The sequence below is a fragment of the Colwellia sp. RE-S-Sl-9 genome, assembly GCF_048296855.1.
Taxonomy (GTDB): Bacteria; Pseudomonadota; Gammaproteobacteria; order Enterobacterales; family Alteromonadaceae; genus Pseudocolwellia.
The window spans coordinates 403,301-423,115 of record NZ_CP182631.1 but is presented as its reverse complement, the minus strand read 5'-3'; the positions used below and the strand labels follow the sequence as shown (position 1 = coordinate 423,115).

At 37.0% G+C, this 19,815-nt stretch carries 18 protein-coding genes; 2 read left to right on the top strand and 16 right to left on the bottom strand.

Annotation, left to right across the window (positions count from 1 at the left end):
- Positions 1–8: 8 nt before the first annotated feature.
- From ACM9HF_RS01765 to ACM9HF_RS01715, 11 genes are all read right to left on the bottom strand, one after another.
- The gene (locus ACM9HF_RS01765; RefSeq protein WP_473614003.1) at positions 9–1,211 is read right to left on the bottom strand and encodes a urate hydroxylase PuuD; all 1,203 of its coding nucleotides are present in this window, start codon (positions 1,209–1,211) and stop codon (positions 9–11) included.
- 43 nt (positions 1,212–1,254) lie between these two features.
- Positions 1,255–2,544: a guanine deaminase gene (guaD, locus tag ACM9HF_RS01760; protein ID WP_077341902.1), complete on the bottom strand. Its 1,290-nt coding sequence runs from the start codon at positions 2,542–2,544 to the stop codon at positions 1,255–1,257.
- A gap of 9 nt (positions 2,545–2,553) precedes the next feature.
- A complete protein-coding gene (locus ACM9HF_RS01755) occupies positions 2,554–3,093 on the bottom strand; it encodes an ureidoglycolate lyase (protein ID WP_473614002.1) in 540 nt (179 codons plus the stop codon).
- Positions 3,094–3,096: 3 nt separating this feature from the next.
- On the bottom strand, positions 3,097–3,477 hold the full coding sequence (gene uraH / locus ACM9HF_RS01750; protein ID WP_473614001.1) for a hydroxyisourate hydrolase: 381 nt from the start codon (positions 3,475–3,477) through the stop codon (positions 3,097–3,099).
- Positions 3,470–4,009: a 2-oxo-4-hydroxy-4-carboxy-5-ureidoimidazoline decarboxylase gene (uraD, locus tag ACM9HF_RS01745; RefSeq protein WP_473614000.1), complete on the bottom strand. Its 540-nt coding sequence runs from the start codon at positions 4,007–4,009 to the stop codon at positions 3,470–3,472. The genes uraH and uraD overlap by 8 nt, the downstream gene beginning before the upstream one ends.
- Positions 4,002–5,129 carry an allantoicase gene (gene alc / locus ACM9HF_RS01740; protein WP_473613999.1) on the bottom strand — a complete coding sequence of 376 codons (1,128 nt, stop codon included), beginning with the start codon at positions 5,127–5,129 and terminating at the stop codon, positions 4,002–4,004. The genes uraD and alc overlap by 8 nt, the downstream gene beginning before the upstream one ends.
- A gap of 78 nt (positions 5,130–5,207) precedes the next feature.
- Positions 5,208–6,557 (bottom strand): allantoinase AllB, encoded by a 1,350-nt coding sequence (gene allB / locus ACM9HF_RS01735; protein WP_473613998.1) that lies wholly within the window; start codon positions 6,555–6,557, stop codon positions 5,208–5,210.
- 9 nt (positions 6,558–6,566) lie between these two features.
- Positions 6,567–7,430, bottom strand: a complete 864-nt coding sequence (gene xdhC, locus ACM9HF_RS01730; RefSeq protein WP_473613997.1) for a xanthine dehydrogenase accessory protein XdhC — start codon at positions 7,428–7,430, stop codon at positions 6,567–6,569.
- A gap of 64 nt (positions 7,431–7,494) precedes the next feature.
- Positions 7,495–9,894, bottom strand: coding sequence for a xanthine dehydrogenase molybdopterin binding subunit (gene xdhB, locus ACM9HF_RS01725; RefSeq protein ID WP_473613996.1), 2,400 nt, complete (start codon positions 9,892–9,894; stop codon positions 7,495–7,497).
- Positions 9,887–11,395: a xanthine dehydrogenase small subunit gene (xdhA, locus tag ACM9HF_RS01720; protein ID WP_473613995.1), complete on the bottom strand. Its 1,509-nt coding sequence runs from the start codon at positions 11,393–11,395 to the stop codon at positions 9,887–9,889. The genes xdhB and xdhA overlap by 8 nt, the downstream gene beginning before the upstream one ends.
- A gap of 144 nt (positions 11,396–11,539) precedes the next feature.
- Positions 11,540–11,809 carry an acylphosphatase gene (locus ACM9HF_RS01715; RefSeq protein WP_473613994.1) on the bottom strand — a complete coding sequence of 90 codons (270 nt, stop codon included), beginning with the start codon at positions 11,807–11,809 and terminating at the stop codon, positions 11,540–11,542.
- A 112-nt stretch (positions 11,810–11,921) separates the two neighbouring features.
- On the opposite strand from ACM9HF_RS01715, the gene ACM9HF_RS01710 reads away from it, so the two are divergent.
- Positions 11,922–13,109 (top strand): class I SAM-dependent methyltransferase, encoded by a 1,188-nt coding sequence (locus tag ACM9HF_RS01710; protein WP_473613993.1) that lies wholly within the window; start codon positions 11,922–11,924, stop codon positions 13,107–13,109.
- Between the two features lie 71 nt (positions 13,110–13,180).
- Here the strand turns inward: ACM9HF_RS01710 and ACM9HF_RS01705 are convergent, their stop codons facing one another.
- From ACM9HF_RS01705 to ACM9HF_RS01695, 3 genes are all read right to left on the bottom strand, one after another.
- Positions 13,181–13,480, bottom strand: a complete 300-nt coding sequence (locus ACM9HF_RS01705; protein WP_473613992.1) for a PilZ domain-containing protein — start codon at positions 13,478–13,480, stop codon at positions 13,181–13,183.
- 319 nt (positions 13,481–13,799) lie between these two features.
- On the bottom strand, positions 13,800–14,573 hold the full coding sequence (locus ACM9HF_RS01700; RefSeq protein ID WP_473613991.1) for a hydratase: 774 nt from the start codon (positions 14,571–14,573) through the stop codon (positions 13,800–13,802).
- Positions 14,574–14,633: 60 nt separating this feature from the next.
- Positions 14,634–16,463 carry an SLC13 family permease gene (locus ACM9HF_RS01695; protein WP_473613990.1) on the bottom strand — a complete coding sequence of 610 codons (1,830 nt, stop codon included), beginning with the start codon at positions 16,461–16,463 and terminating at the stop codon, positions 14,634–14,636.
- A gap of 1,103 nt (positions 16,464–17,566) precedes the next feature.
- Between ACM9HF_RS01695 and ACM9HF_RS01690 the strand changes: the two genes are divergently transcribed.
- Positions 17,567–17,980 carry a hypothetical protein gene (locus tag ACM9HF_RS01690; RefSeq protein ID WP_473613989.1) on the top strand — a complete coding sequence of 138 codons (414 nt, stop codon included), beginning with the start codon at positions 17,567–17,569 and terminating at the stop codon, positions 17,978–17,980.
- Between the two features lie 161 nt (positions 17,981–18,141).
- Here the strand turns inward: ACM9HF_RS01690 and ACM9HF_RS01685 are convergent, their stop codons facing one another.
- A complete protein-coding gene (locus ACM9HF_RS01685; RefSeq protein ID WP_473613988.1) occupies positions 18,142–18,561 on the bottom strand; it encodes a substrate-binding domain-containing protein in 420 nt (139 codons plus the stop codon).
- Between the two features lie 12 nt (positions 18,562–18,573).
- Entirely contained in the window at positions 18,574–19,689 is a 1,116-nt protein-coding gene (locus ACM9HF_RS01680; protein WP_473613987.1) for a porin, read from the bottom strand.
- Between the last annotated feature and the right edge of the window lie 126 nt (positions 19,690–19,815).

Sequence of the window (19,815 nt, the reverse complement as noted above, 5' to 3'; positions counted from 1 at the left end):
TACAACTTCTACTGTGTTATTAATTGGCTTTGCTCAATCCATAAAGCAAGTTGTTGTCTTTCTTCATCTGTCATCTGAGTTTTATTCATAAACGGCATGTCTTTACTGTCTATCACTCTCGCTTTAATACGAGGCAACCACTGTTTTATAGCTGTAATGTTATCTAAACTGACGCCAGCTTGAGCTACTTTAAAAATATCATCTGTGGGTGATGCGGAATGACAGCTAGAACAACGTTTTTCAATTATTTGAGTAATCGTCGCATCTGATATTTGAGTACTTTTTTGTTCTTCTGTAAATTCCATTTTTTTAGGTGCAATCGCGTAAGCTAAGGCAATAACAGCCACAATAGCGCCCACAAAAATCATTGGTTTTTGTTTACCAAAATGTCTTAATACAAAGTATTGTCTTATTGCTGCTGTAATTAACACAATAGCCATAAGTACCAACCAATTAGCGCTATGGTTGTAGGTCATAGGGTAATGATTAGAAATCATAATAAATAATATGGGTAACGTAACGTATGTATTATGTGTTGAACGTAACTTGGCGTTTAGCCCATATTTAGCGTCAGGTTTTCTACCCTCTTCAACCGCTTTAACCAAAGCACGTTGTGAAGGCATAATACCAAAAAACACATTACCCGCCATAATAGTGCCGATAATCGCGCCCATATGCATGTAAGCGCCTCTAGCACTAAATATTTGCGTTAATCCATAAGATAAAGCGGTAGCTAAAACAATAAGAATAGCGCCTAATATTAAGCTGTGATCTTTAAGCTTTGTTCTTACTAATATTTCGTAACTACCTACGCCTATAACGATAGAGCCTAAACCTAATAATATTGCTTGGGTTTGGTTAATATCAGCCACATTTTTATCAATAAGGTATGAATCGGCACCTACGTAAAACATTAATGAAAGTAATAAAAATCCCGTTAACCATGTAGTGTAGGCTTCCCATTTAAACCAATGTAATGTTGTTGGCATTTGTTCAGGCGCTAATTTGTATTTAGCCACTTCGTAAAAGCCACCACCATGAATGGCCCATAAATCACCAGAGATACCTTTTTCTTTTTTCCACTCGGGTGGATTTTGTAAGTGATTATCTAACCATACAAAATAAAAAGACGCGCCTATCCACGCTATCCCTGTAATTAAATGGGCGAAACGAATAATTAAATTCAGCCATTCAGTAATATAAGGATCCATTAACCATTTCCTCTTAAATAGAGTAAAACATGTGGTGTAAAAATTAACATACTCGTTCACCCATTATGTGTGTTGCTATTACGTGACGTTCGTCGCCTAACATACTTAAAATAAACAATTCTTCTGTTAGTGTTTTACAATGCTGCATTCGTCTTTCCATTAATGGTGTAGCTTTTGTGTCTATTACAATAAAGTCGGCTTCTGCACCTTTTACAAAGTTACCTATGGTGCCTTCTAAATCTAATGCGATTGCACCTCCTAAGGTAGCGAGATAAAACGATTTATACGGGCTAAGTTTATCGCCACGTAGTTGCTGCGTTTTGTAACCTTCGTTTAAGGTGCTTAACATAGAAAAAGTTGTGCCTGCGCCAATGTCTGAACCTAACCCCACGTTAACGTTAAATTCTTCAGCTTGTTTTAAATTGAATAAACCACTACCTAAAAATAAGTTTGAGCTTGGACAAAATGCGATAGCTGATTCGGTATCAGATAAACGCTGACATTCATCGTCATGTAAATGTACACCGTGTGCAAAAACGCTGCGCCTGCCAAGTAAGTTACTTTTATCGTAAACGTCTAGGTAGTTTTCACTGTCTGGGAATAATGACTTTACCCATTCAATTTCATTTTTGTTTTCAGATAAATGTGTATGTAAATAAACGCTAGGATATTCATTAAGTAAACGCCCTGCTTCATTCAATTGTTCTGTTGAACACGTAGGTGCAAACCGTGGAGTTATTGCGTATTGAAGCCGACCTCTGTTATGCCATTTTTCAATTAAAGCTTTACTATCAGTGTAACCACTCTCTGCGGTATCAGACAAATAATCTGGGCAATTACGATCCATCAAGACTTTGCCACAAATCATACGAAGGTTTTTTTGTTCTGCAATACTAAAAAAGGCATCAACAGAAGCTTTGTGTACAGTGCCAAAAACTAAAGCAGTAGTTGTTCCTGCATCAAGCATCTGAGAAAGAAAAAACTCAGCAACTTTTTTACCATGTGCTTCATCACTAAATTGTCGTTCAGCGGGAAAGGTGTAGTTTTCAAGCCACTCTAATAACTGCTCACCGTAAGAGGCGATCATTTCTGTTTGTGGGTAATGAACATGAGTATCAATAAACCCCGGCATCATTAAACCATCGGTATAGTGAATAATTTCAGTACCGAAAGGCAATGTAGATAATAAATCATGAGCATGCCCTACGGTATCAACCAAGCCATTTTTAATGATGAGTAAGGCGTCTGGAAAATATTCGTAGCTGTCTTCTAACTTAACTTTAGAGGGATCGGCTAAGAAATGTAATAACTCACCTCGATAAACTTTTAACATGGTTTTACCTTAATTGTTCTTTTCTAAAGAAATAACTAACGAATGCTTAACGGCATCATTTTTTATTGGATCTAGTGAAATAACATCACAGTTATCTCCTACACCACCACGATCTACAACTAAAAAGTCTGACACTTCGTTTAATGCCAAACAGTAATGATGCCAAGTACCTTTGTGATAATTAACACCTTGATTAGCTGTTGCCAAAAATACTTGTAATTCATCAATATTAAAATCGCCAGCAGGAGCAACAACAACCAAATAAGGTTGTTGACTTAATGGCATAAAAGCTTGGCTTGATAATGGATGCCTTTCCATCATATTGATTGTAATAGGCTGAGGTAATGGTGTTGCTCTGAATATATTAACAAGTGTTCTGCCGTTATTGGTTTCTACATCAATGTTAGCTAAATCGTGATAACGCTCTGTAAAACCATCGTTTATCGTAAAATGCTGATTTGACTCATCAACTTCTATCACATCACCAAAAGGTAAAAAGCTTTGTTTAGTTAATGGTTTAGGTTTTACTGAAATTACATCGGTGGTCATTGATTAACTGCCTCGGTAAGTTGAATAGCCGTACGCTGTGAGCAGTAATGGAATGTGGTAATGATCACCGCTTGCGTCTAATTCAAAGACAATATCGACATACGGATAAAAGCCTTTTTCATCTATCGAATCAAAGTAAGCTTTAGTATCAAAATGCATACGATATAAACCCGCAGGCAATACGAGTGTAGGATCTAATAGCCCTGCAATACGCCCATCATCATTGGTTACTCCATTCGCTAATGAATGCCATACAGAGTCTTTATCCTGCTGAAACAAAGTAATAGGAAGACCTTTAGCTGGTAAACCTCGAGAAGTGTCTAATACATGCGTGGTTATTTGGCTAACACCTTGACTCACTGGGTTTGAATTTGTACTAGTCATTATTACCTTCCTTAAGGTGATCTAACATTTTGTCTATTCGTATTTGAAATATTTTACGTTGTTCTTCTGCCGCATTTTCCAGCTCTGTTTGCCTATTATTGGGTAAACGCTGTTGCAATAGCGTCAGCATTTCTTCAGCTGACTTTCCTGTTGCACAAACAATAAAAATAAAACCAAATTTATGCTGATAATCATCATTACCTTTCGCGAGCTGGGTTAATACTGTTTCAGTCGCATTATCAACAGCGCTCTGTTCACCACTGGCTAAGGCTTTGGTATTAGCATATTTAGCTCGAAGTGAATTAACATCACCAATTTTAGGGTGACCTTCAAAGGCTTCTAAATAATCGTTTTCGGTTAAATTTTTCCAATGTTCGTTCGCAAGGTTTACCAGCTGGTCTTTATCTGCAACAGGTAAAGAATTCAGCATTCGTTCTACCCATTTTGACGATGTGCAACACTGCATAAACGCATGTATTGCATCATTTTCAGGTAAGGCGTTTAGTGTATCAATTGCTAAAGAGTTACTCATGGTTTGTACCTAATTCACCACCTAATGCTTCATCTAAAGTATTTAGATCCGCTCCAAGTTCAGAACCTTTACCAAATACGCGCATACGTGAAATACCACCGTCGGGGTAAATACTTAAACGTACATGGGTATATATGTTTGAAGGTTTAATTATTTCATTGATAAACAAGTGCTCGCGATGTGCGTACAGTTTAGTTTGCTCAATAATAGGTTCCCAGCGCGCATTGTTTTGCGTAAAGTCATCATCCATCGTAATAGTACCTTCTAGCTTAAAGCTATCTGGATAATTGCCTTTAAAATGACAGGTATCAATAATCACTTTTTCTACCGTACCCGACTGGCCTAATTTTACAATGGACCAATCTGGCCCTGGATCGCGACGACGTTTAGTTTCCCAACCATCGCCCATGTCTTTACCACGACCAGGCATAATCAGATTATTTTTATCGCTAAAAAACATGTCGCTTACGAGTAAGGCTTTACCGCCATTTTTAATATAAGCTAAATCAACAAGTTCACCTGCAACAAAATCATCCCAGCTCACATCAGCTTCCCCGTAAACACGAAAACGAGCTATGCCACCATCAGGAAACATATTTAATCGCACATGAGTCCATGACTTTTCAAGTAACTCACCAGCCGATGCTTGCGTTAATTCAAATAAGTTTTGGCTATGTGGCTCTACCGCACTTTCAGCTAAAATTGTGTGCCAAACGGTATCATCATTAGGTTGTACTTCACTTACACACGCCTCAACTGAAACGGTTTGTGGTGCATTACCTCTAAAGTAGTTTGTGTCAATATCAAAACCTTTGATAACACCACGAATACCTAAACGGATAATACACCAGTCAAATTCACGCCCATTGTCTCGACCATAACTACGGCGCGACTCCCAGCCATCCATCCACTTACCACGCTCGGTATATTTGTCATCAATAAAGATGCCACGACCTGATTTAAGTAGATTTTCCATTTCAGCAAAAAAATCGTCACTACACGACAATGTTTCACCGCCAACACGTTCGCTTGCTAAATCTACATAGTGTGTTTTAAGTTTTAAAGCTAACTCGGCACTCTCGCCTGTTAGTTTATTTTGTTGTTGTGTGTTCTCGATCATTATTTGCTCCAATTCATGGCTGAATTTGTTGTTTATCTATTTTTTAATATGCTTTTATATTAAATGCTTTAACCGTATCTACTTTTGCTTCAGTAGTACCTGCCCTTTAGGTGTATTTACAAAACTGTCGTCGCTATAAACAAGTTGCCCACGCACATACGTTTGTTTAATTTCACCGGTAACTTCTCTACCCACGTAAGGCGTTATTTTATGTTTATGTTTGATCATCTCATTGGTAATAGTGAAAATTTTTGATTCGTCAAATATGGCAAAGTCAGCATGGTAACCAACTTTAATTTGACCTTTGTAATGATCAAGACCAGCAAATTTAGCAGTTTCGTGCGACATTAAACGAGCGATGTCCACTAAACTAAAGCCTCTGTTTTTGGCTTCGGTCCATATAAGAGGTAAACCAAACTGTAAGGCTGAAATACCTCCCCATGCTTTTTCAATATCGCCTGTATCAATATGCTTTAATTGAGGTGTACAAGGTGAATGATCCGACACAATAAAGCTAATACGACCATCTTTTACCGCCGTCCATAACGATTCACGGTTGGTGTTTTCTCGAATAGGCGGACAACATTTGAATAGCGTTTTGCCATCAGGAATATTTTCAGACGCTATGGTTAAATAATGCGGGCATGTTTCAGCCGTAAAGCGTAATCCTGCTTGCTTAGCTTCGCTGATGCTTTCAAGGGCTTCATCAGACGACAAATGCACAATATGCACCTTACAGTCGTGGCCGTTTTGCTTAGCTTCTTTCGCTAAATCAACCATTAAAGCAACCGCATCGTTTTCCCATTTTTTAGGGCGAGACGCTAAAAAGCTATTGTATTTATCACCGATAATAGGATCTGGATGCGAACCACAATCTAGCTCTGCATGAATAAGATAAGGCACATTATGTTTAGCTAAAATAGGCAGTGCTTTGCGAATGTCGTCAGCTTGTACGTTAGGAAACTCTTCAACACCTGAATCAATTAAAAAAGATTTAACACCTAATACGCCAGCATTTAATAAATCGTCAAGTTGATCAATGTTATCGGGAATAACACCGCCCCAAAAGCCACAATCAACCCAAAGTTTGTCGTGTACCGCATCTAGCTTTTCTTCAAATGCCGCTTTAGTGGTTGTTACCGGTATGCAGTTTAATGGCATATCTACTAAGGCGGTTATTCCACCTGCAGCAGCGGCTTGAGTTGCGGTGTTAAAGCCTTCCCACTCTGTTCGACCAGGTTCGTTAATATGCACATGTGAATCGACTAATCCTGGTAAAATAACCAGTTCACCGTGATCAATCACTTGGCAATCTAAAGGATGATCATAGTTATGAATAGCAACCACTAATTCATTTTTAATTTCAATACATGCAGGCTTCATTTGCCCCTGAACAATCACTTTTTTACTTTGTAACGCAAAGTGCATAACTTGATCCTAATTTATATCGCTAACTAATTGTTTAATCGTTTTTAAAGGAACACCTTGCTGGCTTCCTTTCTCTGGAGCTATCTTTTGATGCTCGTTCGTTTGGTAACAACTGATAATTTGCCCCGCAACCGATACCGCAACTTCCATAGGTAATTTACCGGTAACGTCAGGTAAACCGATTGGACAATGCATACGTTCAACTAACGCTTCATCAATATCTCTGTGTTTGTATCTTTGTTTAAATCGACGCCATTTAGTGTCAGACGCAATTAAACCAAGGTAAGCAAAATCGCCACGCTTCAAAATGGCTTGAGAGATATCAAAGTCCATTTGGTGATTATGTGTCATAACGATAAAATAACTATTCGCGGGCATATTTGCTACTTCGTCTTCTGGTGTTTCACTTACAATAACGCAGGTATTATTAAGGGTTTCGGCATTCGCTGGAAATTGTTCTGCTCTGCTGTCTACCCACGTAATTTGGCACGGTAAAGCTGACAATATAGGCATAAGTGCTTGGCCTACATGTCCGGCTCCAAATAACATAATGTTAATACCTGTAGCTGCAAAACATTCGAATAAAACGGTTGCTGTACCACCACAACATTGCCCTAGTTGGCTACCTAATTGAAAGTGTTCAATATGTTGAGCATTCACACCTTTTTTTAATAACTTATGGGCAAACTTTGTCGCTTTGAATTCGAGATGACCTCCACCTATGGTGTCGAAAAACTCATCATGAGTGATCACCATTTTAGTGCCGCTATCACGCGGTGTAGATCCGGTAATGCCTATTAAGGTTACCATTACGTAGGCTTTACCTTGCTGGTTAAGCTGGTAGGTTGCACTACTCCAATTTTGCTTATTCATGAACATTCACCCAACATATTTACCTTTCCTAAACCTTCACCAAAATCATTAGACAAACACACACCTATGCCGTTTTATCTGCTTTGTTATGAGCTTTCATCGACTCTACCGCCCATAGCACACGTTCAGGCGTTGCTGGTGTATCTAGCTTAGGGCTTAACTTGTAATCAGCCACACTTGCAATGGCATCTTTTAAAGCTGACCACACAGAAATAGCTAACATAAATGGAGGCTCACCTACCGCTTTCGAGTTATAAATAGTTTGCTCTCGGTTAGGATCGTCAGGCACTAAATTTACTCTAAAGTCTTCAGGTGTATCACTAATTGCCGGAATTTTATAAGTTGCCGGATTATTTGAAAGTAATCGACCTTGGTCGTTCCACATCAATTCTTCGGTAGTTAACCAACCCATGCCTTGAATAAAAGCCCCTTCAATTTGGCCTCTATCAATTGCGGGGTTTAATGAATGACCAACGTCATGCAAAATATCGGCTCGTAGTACTTTGTATTCGCCAGTTAGCGTATCAATTAATACTTCTGAAACTGATGCGCCCGTTGAATAATAAAAGAATGGTCGACCTTTACCTGTTGAACGGTCAAAGTGTATTTTAGGTGTTTTGTAATAACCGGTTGCCGATAAAGAAACTCTGTTCATATAAGCTTGTTGAACAAATTCAGCAAAGCTAAACGTATGCATAACTTTGTCGTTCATACTTAAAATAACTTGGTTATTGTCAAAAACAACACCTGATTCATCAATAAAGTAATGTTCGCAAGCGAAATTAATTAACCGCTTTTTAATCGTAATTGCCGCCGCTTGTGCCGCTTTACCGTTTAAGTCGGTTCCTGATGATGCTGCTGTAGGAGACGTATTCGGTACTTTGTCGGTTCGAGTGGCAGACACACCTACGGTATCAACATTCACTTGAAACTCTTCAGCCACAATTTGAGCAACTTTAGTAAATAGGCCTTGGCCCATTTCGGTACCGCCATGGTTTAAATGAATAGTGCCATCGGTATAAATATGAACTAAAGCCCCTGCTTGATTTAGATGCTGAACGGTAAATGAAATACCAAATTTAACAGGTGTTAAAGCTATGCCTTTTTTCAAAATAGGACTTTGTTTATTAAAATCGTTAATACTTTTACGACGTGCTTGGTAGTCAGAACTTTGTTCTAAGCTGTCCATTAATTCAGGTAATTTATTATGTTCTACGGTTTGATAATAATGAGTAATGTTACGCTCGTTCTTCCCGTATAAATTTGCTTTTCTTATCGTTAAAGGGTCTTTACCTAAGTGTCTTGCGATATCGTCCATGACCATTTCAATGGTCATAACACCTTGTGGACCACCAAAACCTCTAAATGCTGTATGCGAGACTGTATTTAGCCTGCAGCGGTTACCCGTTACTTTTACTTCATTCAAATAATAGGCATTATCAGAATGAAACATAGCTCGGTCGACAATGGCGTCTGATAAATCGGGCGAATAACCACAATTACCATTTACGGTAATATTAATGCCTTCGATTACACCCTTATCATCAAATCCTACGGTGTAATTATTTTCAAATGGATGACGTTTTCCCGTCATGATCATGTCGTCCATTCGGCTTAATTTAAATTTAACCGGACGTTTTGTTTTATTCGCTAAAAGTGCCGCCAAACATGCCCAAGGTGCCGCTTGAGTTTCTTTACCACCAAAACCACCTCCCATTCTTCGAGTATCTACAACGACAAGATTTAAAGGAATGGCTAACACTTCAGCGACTAGTTTTTGCACTTCGCTCGGATGTTGAGAAGATGAATAAACCACCATTCCGCCATCTTCGGTAGGCTCTGCTGATGAGACTTGCCCTTCAAGGTAGAAGTGCTCTTGCCCACCTATGGTGATTTCGCCACTAAGTTGATGTTTAGCTTTTTCAATTGCAGCATCGGACTCGCCACGTTGCATTGTAAAGGGTGGTCTAACAAATGATTGCTGCTCTAACGCTTGTTTAACCGTTAAAACGGCTTCAAGTGGTTCGTAATCAATCTTTGCCAAGGTAACCGCTTTGCGGGCTAAATCATGGCTTGTAGCCGCTACAGCAAAAATAGGTTGGCCAACATATTCAACCTTACCTATCGCTAAAACAGGATCACCCGGAAATACAGGGCCAATATCAGTATGCCCCGGTACATCTTCCACAGTAATTACGGCAATAACGCCTTCAGCTGCTTTAACGGCTGATAAATCAAGTGACTTTATGTTTGCATGGGCATGAGTACTTTGCCCTACTGCTGCGTGTAACTGCCCTTGTAACTCTGGCTTGTCGTCAATATAAAGCGCTTCGCCACTGACATGTTTTTCAGCACTTTCATGTTTTTTATGTTTACCTACACCACCTAAACCTATTTCTATAGCTTGTGTAGCAGCATCTACGCTTTTATCGGTACCTTTTGGTACATTAGTTAAATTACGCATGATTAATAACTCGCGTTTCAATAAGTTGATGTGGTGTTGAAGAAGCCGAACTTTGTGTAAGTTCAATAAAGCATTTTTCTAACAAGTTTTGTGCAACACGCATTCGGTAAGCATCTGACGCTCTTACGTCTGACATTGGTTGATAATCTTGCGTTAATGCTTGCTGAGCGCGTTCAATGTTCTTTTTCGTAAACGCGTTATTTAATAATACTTGCTCAGTCGCTAGTGCACGTTTTGGAATAGCAGCCATACCACCAAAAGCTATGCGAATAGCAGTAACTTGGTTGTTTTTTAATTCGATATAAAATGAAGCAAGTACCGCAGAAATATCATCATCGATACGTTTAGATATTTTATACACTTTTAAAGCTACTTCAGCTTTAGGCTTGTTCGCTCTAGGGATGCTGATAGATTTAATAAACTCTGAAGGTGCTAGTATCGTTTTTTTGTAATCAACAAAGTAGTCTTCTACTAAAACGGTGCGAGTTTTATCTCCACATTGTAACTCCATAGTACAGCCCAATGAAATTAAGGCAGGAGGCATATCACCTATTGGTGACGCGTTACCAATATTCCCCCCTAACGTACCGTTATTACGTATTTGCATTGAGCCAATGCGCTCAATCATATCGCCTAAGTCTGAATATTCTTTTTCAAGTAAGTGCGTAAATTTATGATAAGGAACAGCAGAGCCTATGTGTATAAATTCGTCATCAACAGTGATTGTATTTAGCTCTTCAACTTCACCTAAATACACAAGCTCGTTAATAGAGGATAAATGTTGAGTAACTGATAAAGCTAAATCTGTTCCGCCAGCTACCAAAATGGCATCAGGATGTGCTAATAAATAAGTAGATAATTCTTTGCTGTTTTTAGGTGCAAAATAGCTCTTGTTTGTACTTTGAATTTGAACCGCTGGTAATTGGTTTAATACTGAAAGTTTATCAACCGTTTGCTGATAATTTTGTGCGAATGAATCATTAGCGCAATCGTTGGTTTGATCTATCGCGGCATCAATAATGGAGCGATACCCTGTACAACGACATAAGTTTCCAGCTAATGCTTCAAGCACTTCTTCTCTATCAGGGTTTTGCTTGTTTTTGTGTAACGCAAACGACGACATAACAAAACCCGGCGTACAAAAGCCGCATTGTGATGCATGATGATCAACCATGTTTTGTTGTACGCTATGAAGTTTTTCATTTGAATCAAGCTGGCTAGCAGGTTTTAAATGCTCTACGGTTATAAGTTGCTTACCATGCATCGCACCTAAAAATGTTATACACGAATTTATCGATTTATAAGCTAAATCTGTACTCGTATTAGAGAGTTCAGCTACAACAACTGTACAGGCACCGCAATCGCCCGATGCGCAACCTTCTTTAGTGCCTGTTTTGTTTTCAATATTTCTTAAATACTGAAGCACCGTTAAATTAGGATCAAAGTGATCGAGTGTAACTATTTCATCATTGAGCAGAAATTGAAGCGCGCCATTTGCCATGTTGAATTCTCTATTGTTATGCCAGCATTACGTAAACTATTGCTATAGTAAAGCAAAAAGCTGACTACAGTGTCAACTTTTAAAGGTATTATAAATCATTTAAAACTCAATAAATGACTAAACATTATATAAAATCCTATATATTCAATTAATTGCAAAAAAATGATGTTCTTTCCACTCTACTTGTTTTTGGTCCATTTTATTAACAATAGCGTCTGGTGGCCCTTGTTTTAACCATAACAACATTTTGTCTACATTGACCTGCTCTCCACAAATGAGCACTTCTACACTTCCGTCAGCTAAATTATGCGTATAACCACTTAAACTATAATCAATTGCCATTTGTTGGCTTAACGACCTAAAGCTAACTCCTTGTACTTTGCCACTTAAATGTGCGATGTAACTTACATTCATGTTCTTTTTCCTTTGTATGTAGCCGAGATCATAATAATGAGTACCTCGCCAAGATGGTTAATACCAATTGATATGGTATGATCCACGCCTCTTTAATATTAAGTATAGACATATGTCAGCCAGAATTTATTTAAAAGTTTCCCGAGAAAAATCTTTGTTGAGAAAACACCCTTGGGTATTCTCAAGAGCCATCAATAAAATTAAAGGTAATCCTCAATTAGGAGATACTGTTGATATATACGACAGTAAGGATAATTGGCTGGCTAGAGGCGCATATTCCCCAGAATCACAAATATGTATACGTGTTTGGACCTTTGATGAAAACGAAGAAATCGACGAAGCTTTTTTTCTCAAAAAACTATCAAGTGCTCAAGCACGCAGAGATTGGTTTATTGAAAAAGGTGGCTTAACGGGCTATCGCCTAATTGCAGGTGAATCTGACAGTTTACCGGGAATAACCATAGATAAATACGATAACTTTCTTGTTTGTCAGCTACTTAGCGCTGGCGCTGATTTTCATCGTTATACTTTAGTTTCAGCGTTAAAAAAGCTTTATCCCGATTGCCATATTTATGAACGTTCAGATGTTGATGTAAGAAAAAAAGAAGGTTTGCTCCCAGTAACGGGTTGGTTAACTGAACCACAAGACACTACTGAATGTGTTATTGAAGAATATGGCGTAAAAATTAAAGTTAATATTGTTACGGGTCATAAAACAGGATTTTATTTAGATCAACGTGAATCGAGAGTGGCAGCAGGTAAATATGCTGAAGGAAAATCAGTACTGAACTGTTTCTCTTATACTGGAACGTTTGCACTGCATTGCGCTTTAAAAGGCGCTAAAGAAGTTATTAACGTTGACGTTTCTCAATCAGCTCTTGATATTGCAAAAGAAAATGTTGAGCTTAATCACCTTGGTGATAATGTAAAATTTGTTAAAGCTGATGTATTTAAATTATTACGTGAGTACAGAGAAGAAAAACGCACGTTTGATATGATCATTCTAGATCCACCAAAGTTTGTTGAATCTAAAGCGCAGCTAACAGGAGCTTGCAGAGGTTATAAAGACATTAATATGCTCGCCATGCAATTATTAAAACCTGGTGGAATTTTACTAACCTTTTCATGTTCAGGCTTAATGGAAGCGGGATTATTTCAAAAAATTGTCGCTGATGCAGCATTAGACGCTAGAAGAAATGCTTATATTGTTGATCGTTTGCATCAAGCACCTGATCACCCTGTATCGTCAAACTACCCTGAAGGTTACTATCTGAAAGGTTTAGTTTGCCAAGTAGAGTAATACTACAGTCAAAAAAAAGCACAGCTGTTCATTGTAGCTGTGCTTGTTAATTCCTAGGCAGTAAAATTAACTTAATCAATTTCAGATATATTGATACCTAGCAAGTAACATTCATCACTTTCTTGGTTAGATCGAACGACTTTCCCTTTTACATCTAACGCTGAAATACTATTATTTGCAGCATCTACATGTACTCTTATCGCGGTCCCTAACTCTAATGGATGAGGCATTTCAATCGCCATCCCTGTCGCACTCAAATCTCGACATACAGCTAATATTGTTGAATTAACTTCATCATCAATAATAGTTACGGTAACTTGGCTGTTTATCATCATGCGATAAAAATCGCGATTATCATCATAATTAATCATTGTTACTCCATTATACAAAAAAGCGATTGACCATTTATACTTATAGACTTTAAGCGTGTCAATTTATTATAAAATTCAAGCAATGTATTCAAATTCTACTTAATTTTAGTTTATTTTTATTAAAAAAGTTTAGCACTTAAACAATTATTTACATTACTGTTCAAGTAGAGACTTATGTAAGTGTAGTTTAGCTTTTTAAATTCGTAACATTAATAAGAATAATTACAGTCATATTTTCTAAAAACTTAACTATTCGTTATTATTTAATCTAATAACACACTTGCATGTCGTCTATTTATAGCCGTTACCACTCTTTTTATTAACGAGTCGCTTTAAATTCAACGTTAAACGAACCTAACCCTTTATACTCAATAGTCGTTTTTTGATTAAAAGCTAAATCAACAACACCACAATATGAACCCGTAATAATAGCTTGCCCTGCTTTAAAACTAACACCACGTTGCGTCATGTAATTAATCATCCAATAAATAGGCAAAGCAGGTAATTCATTTGGGTGCTTTCCTTCGTATGACAAATTAACGCCATTTTGAGTAATAGCAATATCAATAGTCGATGCAACATAAGCTTGTTTTTTATCTATTTCAGGCCCAATAAATAAACCTTGGTTTGATAAACAGTCTGCTAGCTTTTCATCAAAATTTGCTTCGCTAGTTGCCGAAAAACGATTTTGGATAAGTTCTAAGGCTATATGCGTTTGACCAATAGCATCATCTATTTCAGTTTCTAAGTAAGGAGTAGCGGAGGCTGGAATGTCTTTATTTAATATAAAGGTTATTTCAGGTTCAATTCTCGCTTTCTCGTTATCTGGCACCAAAAAAACTTCAGAACCTTCATTTAAGCGGGTAACCGTATTTGAAAAAATAGGCGCTACGACTATATTTCCATTAGCTAAAGGCAGTAAACACTTCCAACCTGCTACCTGTGCATTTTCGCTATTTAGTTCAGCAATATTAGCTTGTATAGCTAACGATTGTTCATTATTTCTAGGGCGAATGTCTTCGGGTAAACGATCAAGTTTTTGATTGGTTAATCGGTTTTCTAATAAAATTTTTGCTGCTTTTATGTTGTTCATTAATTACTACCTAAGAATTTTTATTTATTGTTTTTAATTTTTTTACTGAACTACATTCAACTAAAGATAAAACCAGCTTAACAAAAACGATAATACCACCCACATTAGAATAATAAGCGGTATACCCACTTTCATAAAATCTGAAAATCGATAACCTCCCGCGTTCATAACTAGAATATTAGTTTTATACGCCATAGGAGTGGCATAACTTAGGTTAGCGCCAAATAGAACCGCTAAAATAAACGGCTCTACGGGTACATTTAACTGTGTAGCAACTGAGACTGCTATAGGTGTACCTATAACCGCCGCTGCATTATTGGAAACGATATTGGTTAACACGGCTAATAACAACATAAGCGCTGATAAAATTCCGGCGGGTGGTAAACCTGATGAAACAGCAACAAAAACTTGTGCAATATATTCTGCACCGCCTGTTTGCATCATGGCAGAACCTAACGCAAGAGATGCTGCAACAATAAGAATAACTTGGCTACTTAGTGCTGAAGAAATTTCGCTCCAATCTAAGCACTTAGTTGCTAATAGCACCAGAATACCGCAAAGAGAACTAACCGCTATAGGTAATAAGCCAACGGCTGCTGATATAACAACAAAAACTAGAACTAAAAGCGCTATAGGTGCTTTTTTTGTATAAGGTAAACTTGCCGCGCCATCAATAATTAAAAGCCCACGTGTTCCTTTTAGACCATCTATTTGTTCAGCTTCACCTTGCACTAAAAGTACATCGCCTGTTTTAATAGTAACGTGACCAATACTTTGACGGCCAATTTTCATCGCTTTACCTTCACGATGAAGAGCAACCACAGAGACTCCATAACGATATGCGAAATTAGCATCTTTCAATGTTCTGCCTACTAAGCCTGAAGCTTGTATTACAACAATTTCAGCTAAAACTTGTTTATCTTCTTTTAAAGGATGATCATCATCAACTTTTTGGTTACCTGAATAAAGCGTTGCATCAATAACCGTTTCAAACTCTTTTAATTGATCAGGGTAATCATTTACCTGCAACCTGTCTCCAGCCTTAATCAAAGTATCAGGCAATGGAATAACATTACGGTTATCAGGGCTGCGTTGAATTGACTCTATCGTCATTTGATCATCAGTTAACTTAAGTAACTCAGCAACGGTTTTACCATTAGATTGGCTTTCTTCATTAATATTTAAGTAAGCCGTAAAAATTCGAGGTGATGTATCAGGTAATGTAGGCGATCGAGTAGGTAATAAACGCGGTGCTACTATCCATAAATACGCTATAGCAATACTAGCGGCAATTAATGCAGGTACAATAAAGTCAAACATACCTATTCTAGGCAACCCCATATCACTGGCTACACTTACAACAAGTAAGTTAGTTGATGTACCTATTGTGGTGGTCATACCGCCCACTAATGTTGCTAATCCCATGGGTAACAACATGGGTGAAGAATCGGTCTTAGTTCTTATAGCAACGCTCATTAAAATAGGTAAAAGCAAAACTACAATTGGCGTATTATTAACCACCGCACTTAAAGCACCGGCAATAATAAGCGTGAGCAATAAAGATAATGTTGGGCTTATTTTCCAGAGTTTAGCTAAGTACCGCCCTACAGGCTCTAAAGAGCCAGTTCTGACTAATGCATGCCCTATTATCATTAAGGCACAAACGGTGACTAACGCTTCATGTCCAAAGCCAAAGAACAAGGAAGAGGCCTCTAAATGGCCAGTACTAGTTTCAAAAGGAAACACAGTAAAAACCAAACATAAAAGCACAAGAACAGCCAAAGACGAGGTTTCTAAAGGAATATCGTCGCGTCTAAAAAAGTATAGGGCGATAGCAGTAATAATTAATATCATTAATGCATGATTATTGGGGATGTCAGGAATATTCAAAATAACCTCTGGTAATTAAAAACAACAATATTATAAAAATTTATTGTTAAAACTATTCAAGAGCTTAGCTTGAGTTAAAGGGCTTAGCAATAATTATAAAGAATATTTATTTATGAGATTACAATAAAATGTTATATGAAAGCATAAATAAAACAGAGCGTTATACCCAAGAAATTTAAAGTAAGCGCTGTGTTTAGTTAGATGTATTATTCAATAATATTTAACCTCAACTCGGGTTAATGAATGTTAGATAATAAATTAAAATTCTTATTTATCAAAACCTTAACCTGTACCGTTGTTTTCCTAAGTTATATTAGTCTCTCAACATTGATATTTTTGTGTATAACAAGGCGAATTTTTCTATCTAATAGCTAGCTATTAGTAATAAATTCAACGAAGTTAGGCATAAAAATAGCTTGTTGAGTAACTTTGCTTATCCCGAGCTGAGGTTATTTATATACCGCTATTTAAAAAGGCTTTAAAAACACAAGAGCAACCACAAAGAACACCGAAATAAGAAATTTAAAAATATCGAAGCTCTCTTATCTCTGCCTCTGTGATTATTATTAGCCTCTTTAGTTAACAAGGTCTTTTCACCTAATTACACTAATTACTCGAATTAATAAGCGTCCCATAAGCCACAGATAACACCGAAGTGATAAATTAAAAGATATCGAAGCTTTCTATCCCTGCCTCTGTAGCTCTTCTCTATCTTATAAAAAGAAGCCCAAATGCGTAAACATTTGGGCTTCATCTAAATTATTAGAGTCTGTTGATCTTTCATGTTTAAATTTTGTTTGAATTAAATGCTTGTTGCTCGCGGCGCAAGGGATCTAGCATAGTTGTTCTATGTAAATTCCTTGCAACAATCAGCAAAGATCAATAGACCCTAGCGAAGAAGTTATTCAAAAATATACTTAAAACCAACTAGTTGAATTAGGTCATAAAGAAATTAACTCAGGTCAGCTGGACTTATTTTAAAACTCGGTCACTTGCGGCCGAGATATTTATAAGAATACGATTTTTATTTGAAAGAAAAAAATAAAACCACGGTCTTACTACTTCTAATGTATATATTTTTTAGTTTAGGAAATTTTAGTTTTATGAGTAATTCAATAAGTGCTGATGTGCAAAATCGTTTGCAATGGTCTTTATTATCTTTGCGTGTGGGTGTATTTATCGTGATGGTTATGTGGACATTAGATAAATTTTTAAACCCTGGGCATAGCGCCCGAATTTTTGAAAAATTTTATGGTATTAGTGGTTCAAGCGATATTATTACTTACATACTCGGTGCATTACAGTTAATACTTGTTCTCGCTTTTTTAGCAGGAATAAAAAAACGCATTACTTATGGCATAATTTTTATTATGCACGGTATGTCTACCCTGTCATCTTACAATCAATATCTTGATGGTTTTAATAACTTATTATTCTTTACTGCATGGCCAATGTGGGCAGCATGTTTTACGCTTTACTTATTACGAGAGCAAGACGTTAAGTTTACCATTAAATAAAACGTTAATGCTTTTATAGAAGACTACCATTATTACAAAGCGTTGACTTGAATTTATATCGCTCAAGCACTCTGAAATACGTATATTGATTGGTAACAGATATATAAGAAAAAGGGCACTTTTAGAGTGCCCTTATTATTTTTACTTAACAACATCGCTACTTAGAATTGATAAACAACCTTCACGCTATCGTTAACAGCTGAAGAATCTATATAACCAATTATAGATGGGTTATTTGCTACTAAATCTATTACCTCAGCATCAGTATCAACCTCTTTTGGAGGAACGCCTTTACCAGTAAAAAGTAATTTTGACCAATATGCTTTCATTTGTGAATCACTCTTTTTTAAAACAGTATCTACAAATGATGTTCTTGCGCTAGCTCCTTGTGTTAAATCTACAGGAATAGCTTGGCCACCATCAGGATATTTTTTATACTTACCTAAAAATATTTTCGCGATTGTTTCTTCATCCAAAGATGCATTATTAGAAGGATGTACAATTATTGCGACTCCTGCATAAACCCAAGAACTAAAGAACATACTAAACATTAATGCAAGTTTAACTAATTTTAATCTCATAATTGACTCCTTTTAAAAGATCAGATCTACAGCTACAGCCAGTACATCTGCCTCGACAATTGGTATACCACCACGTGCAATTAAAGCAGATGCGGCCTCTTCGGTAGTATCAACACTACGACTAATGTATTCTAGTTTAAGTGCAGCATTTGAATGAAAGTTATACTTTACACCTACAATCGTCGAGTTATATTTTTCTAATGCAAGAGGGTTAGAGTTAGTATCGTTATCTTTGAAAGTTGAAAACGTAATATGTGGTGTGAAATCACCTATAGTATAAGCTCCACTTAAGTACCACCCCGTATCATCATTACCCGCATTACCAGGGAAATTACGTTGAAAATACTCACTTTTTATAGAGTACTGATCCCATTCTGCAATAGCTGCTACAGTATATATTTGATAACCAGCATTAATCGGAAGAGTTACACCACTACTCTCTGGAGTAACCTCAGCATCAGCCTCTAAATAACCAGCTCTAACAGTAAGCCAATCATAAGTCACCTGCCCTGTAAGTCCTGTAACATCTTTAAATTTAAGATTAGAAGGACCCAACGAGATAATTGCATCAACTTCTGAGTTACCATAGGTTAAAGAGAATGTAGTATCGAAATCTCCTAATGTTTTAGACCAAGTAAGATCTACGCCTTCTATACGTTTAGATAAATCAGATACAGTATTAAACTCTGAAGGAGGCCTGATCCAATTGTATGTATATCCTACATCAAGAGAAAGTGAGTGAACGAAAAATGGAGTTCTTAATCTCCCAACTTGGAAGGTCAACTCTGAATTTATATTGTAAGAAAGGTAAGCCCATTCAAACTCCATATCAAAGTCATTGCCTCCGTTTCCTAACAACTGAGCAGTAACACTTAGGTCATCACCTAAATCACTGCTCACTTGTAAGGCAAAAAGCGTATCAGGTTTGAAAGAAAGTTCATCGGTATAACGAGCACCAGTTAACTCATCTATAACAAAAACTTCATCCTCATCCATTGTTACACCAGCACCAATTGATGCAAAACCATTCCAAGTAAAATCAGCATGACTGGAGTAACTCGCTAAAAGTAGTGGTACAACCACCATGTACTTCATCTTTTTCATTCTAAATCCTTCACATTTTTCCATACTACGTTCCTCATTAAAAATACCGTACCCTATGAATATAGAAGAGAAATCTTATTACGCAAATTTAAAAGTGCATGTTTAACAATATTTTATAAATTAATACCCATACTCATCTCTGTGGTTAAA

What these genes read in the sequence shown, in the direction of transcription:
- ACM9HF_RS01680 (WP_473613987.1), bottom strand. Translation starts at nt 19,689, where the DNA reads ATGGAAAAATGTGAAGGATTTAGAATGAAAAAGATGAAGTACATGGTG.
- ACM9HF_RS01685 (WP_473613988.1), bottom strand. Translation starts at nt 18,561, where the DNA reads ATGAGATTAAAATTAGTTAAACTTGCATTAATGTTTAGTATGTTCTTT.
- xdhB (WP_473613996.1), bottom strand. Translation starts at nt 9,894, where the DNA reads ATGCGTAATTTAACTAATGTACCAAAAGGTACCGATAAAAGCGTAGAT.
- ACM9HF_RS01710 (WP_473613993.1), top strand. Translation starts at nt 11,922, where the DNA reads ATGTCAGCCAGAATTTATTTAAAAGTTTCCCGAGAAAAATCTTTGTTG.
- alc (WP_473613999.1), bottom strand. Translation starts at nt 5,129, where the DNA reads ATGATCGAGAACACACAACAACAAAATAAACTAACAGGCGAGAGTGCC.
- uraD (WP_473614000.1), bottom strand. Translation starts at nt 4,009, where the DNA reads ATGAGTAACTCTTTAGCAATTGATACACTAAACGCCTTACCTGAAAAT.
- xdhA (WP_473613995.1), bottom strand. Translation starts at nt 11,395, where the DNA reads ATGGCAAATGGCGCGCTTCAATTTCTGCTCAATGATGAAATAGTTACA.
- ACM9HF_RS01690 (WP_473613989.1), top strand. Translation starts at nt 17,567, where the DNA reads ATGAGTAATTCAATAAGTGCTGATGTGCAAAATCGTTTGCAATGGTCT.
- ACM9HF_RS01755 (WP_473614002.1), bottom strand. Translation starts at nt 3,093, where the DNA reads ATGACCACCGATGTAATTTCAGTAAAACCTAAACCATTAACTAAACAA.
- ACM9HF_RS01700 (WP_473613991.1), bottom strand. Translation starts at nt 14,573, where the DNA reads ATGAACAACATAAAAGCAGCAAAAATTTTATTAGAAAACCGATTAACC.
- uraH (WP_473614001.1), bottom strand. Translation starts at nt 3,477, where the DNA reads ATGACTAGTACAAATTCAAACCCAGTGAGTCAAGGTGTTAGCCAAATA.
- ACM9HF_RS01715 (WP_473613994.1), bottom strand. Translation starts at nt 11,809, where the DNA reads ATGAATGTAAGTTACATCGCACATTTAAGTGGCAAAGTACAAGGAGTT.
- ACM9HF_RS01705 (WP_473613992.1), bottom strand. Translation starts at nt 13,480, where the DNA reads ATGATTAATTATGATGATAATCGCGATTTTTATCGCATGATGATAAAC.
- xdhC (WP_473613997.1), bottom strand. Translation starts at nt 7,430, where the DNA reads ATGAATAAGCAAAATTGGAGTAGTGCAACCTACCAGCTTAACCAGCAA.
- allB (WP_473613998.1), bottom strand. Translation starts at nt 6,557, where the DNA reads ATGCACTTTGCGTTACAAAGTAAAAAAGTGATTGTTCAGGGGCAAATG.
- guaD (WP_077341902.1), bottom strand. Translation starts at nt 2,544, where the DNA reads ATGTTAAAAGTTTATCGAGGTGAGTTATTACATTTCTTAGCCGATCCC.
- ACM9HF_RS01765 (WP_473614003.1), bottom strand. Translation starts at nt 1,211, where the DNA reads ATGGATCCTTATATTACTGAATGGCTGAATTTAATTATTCGTTTCGCC.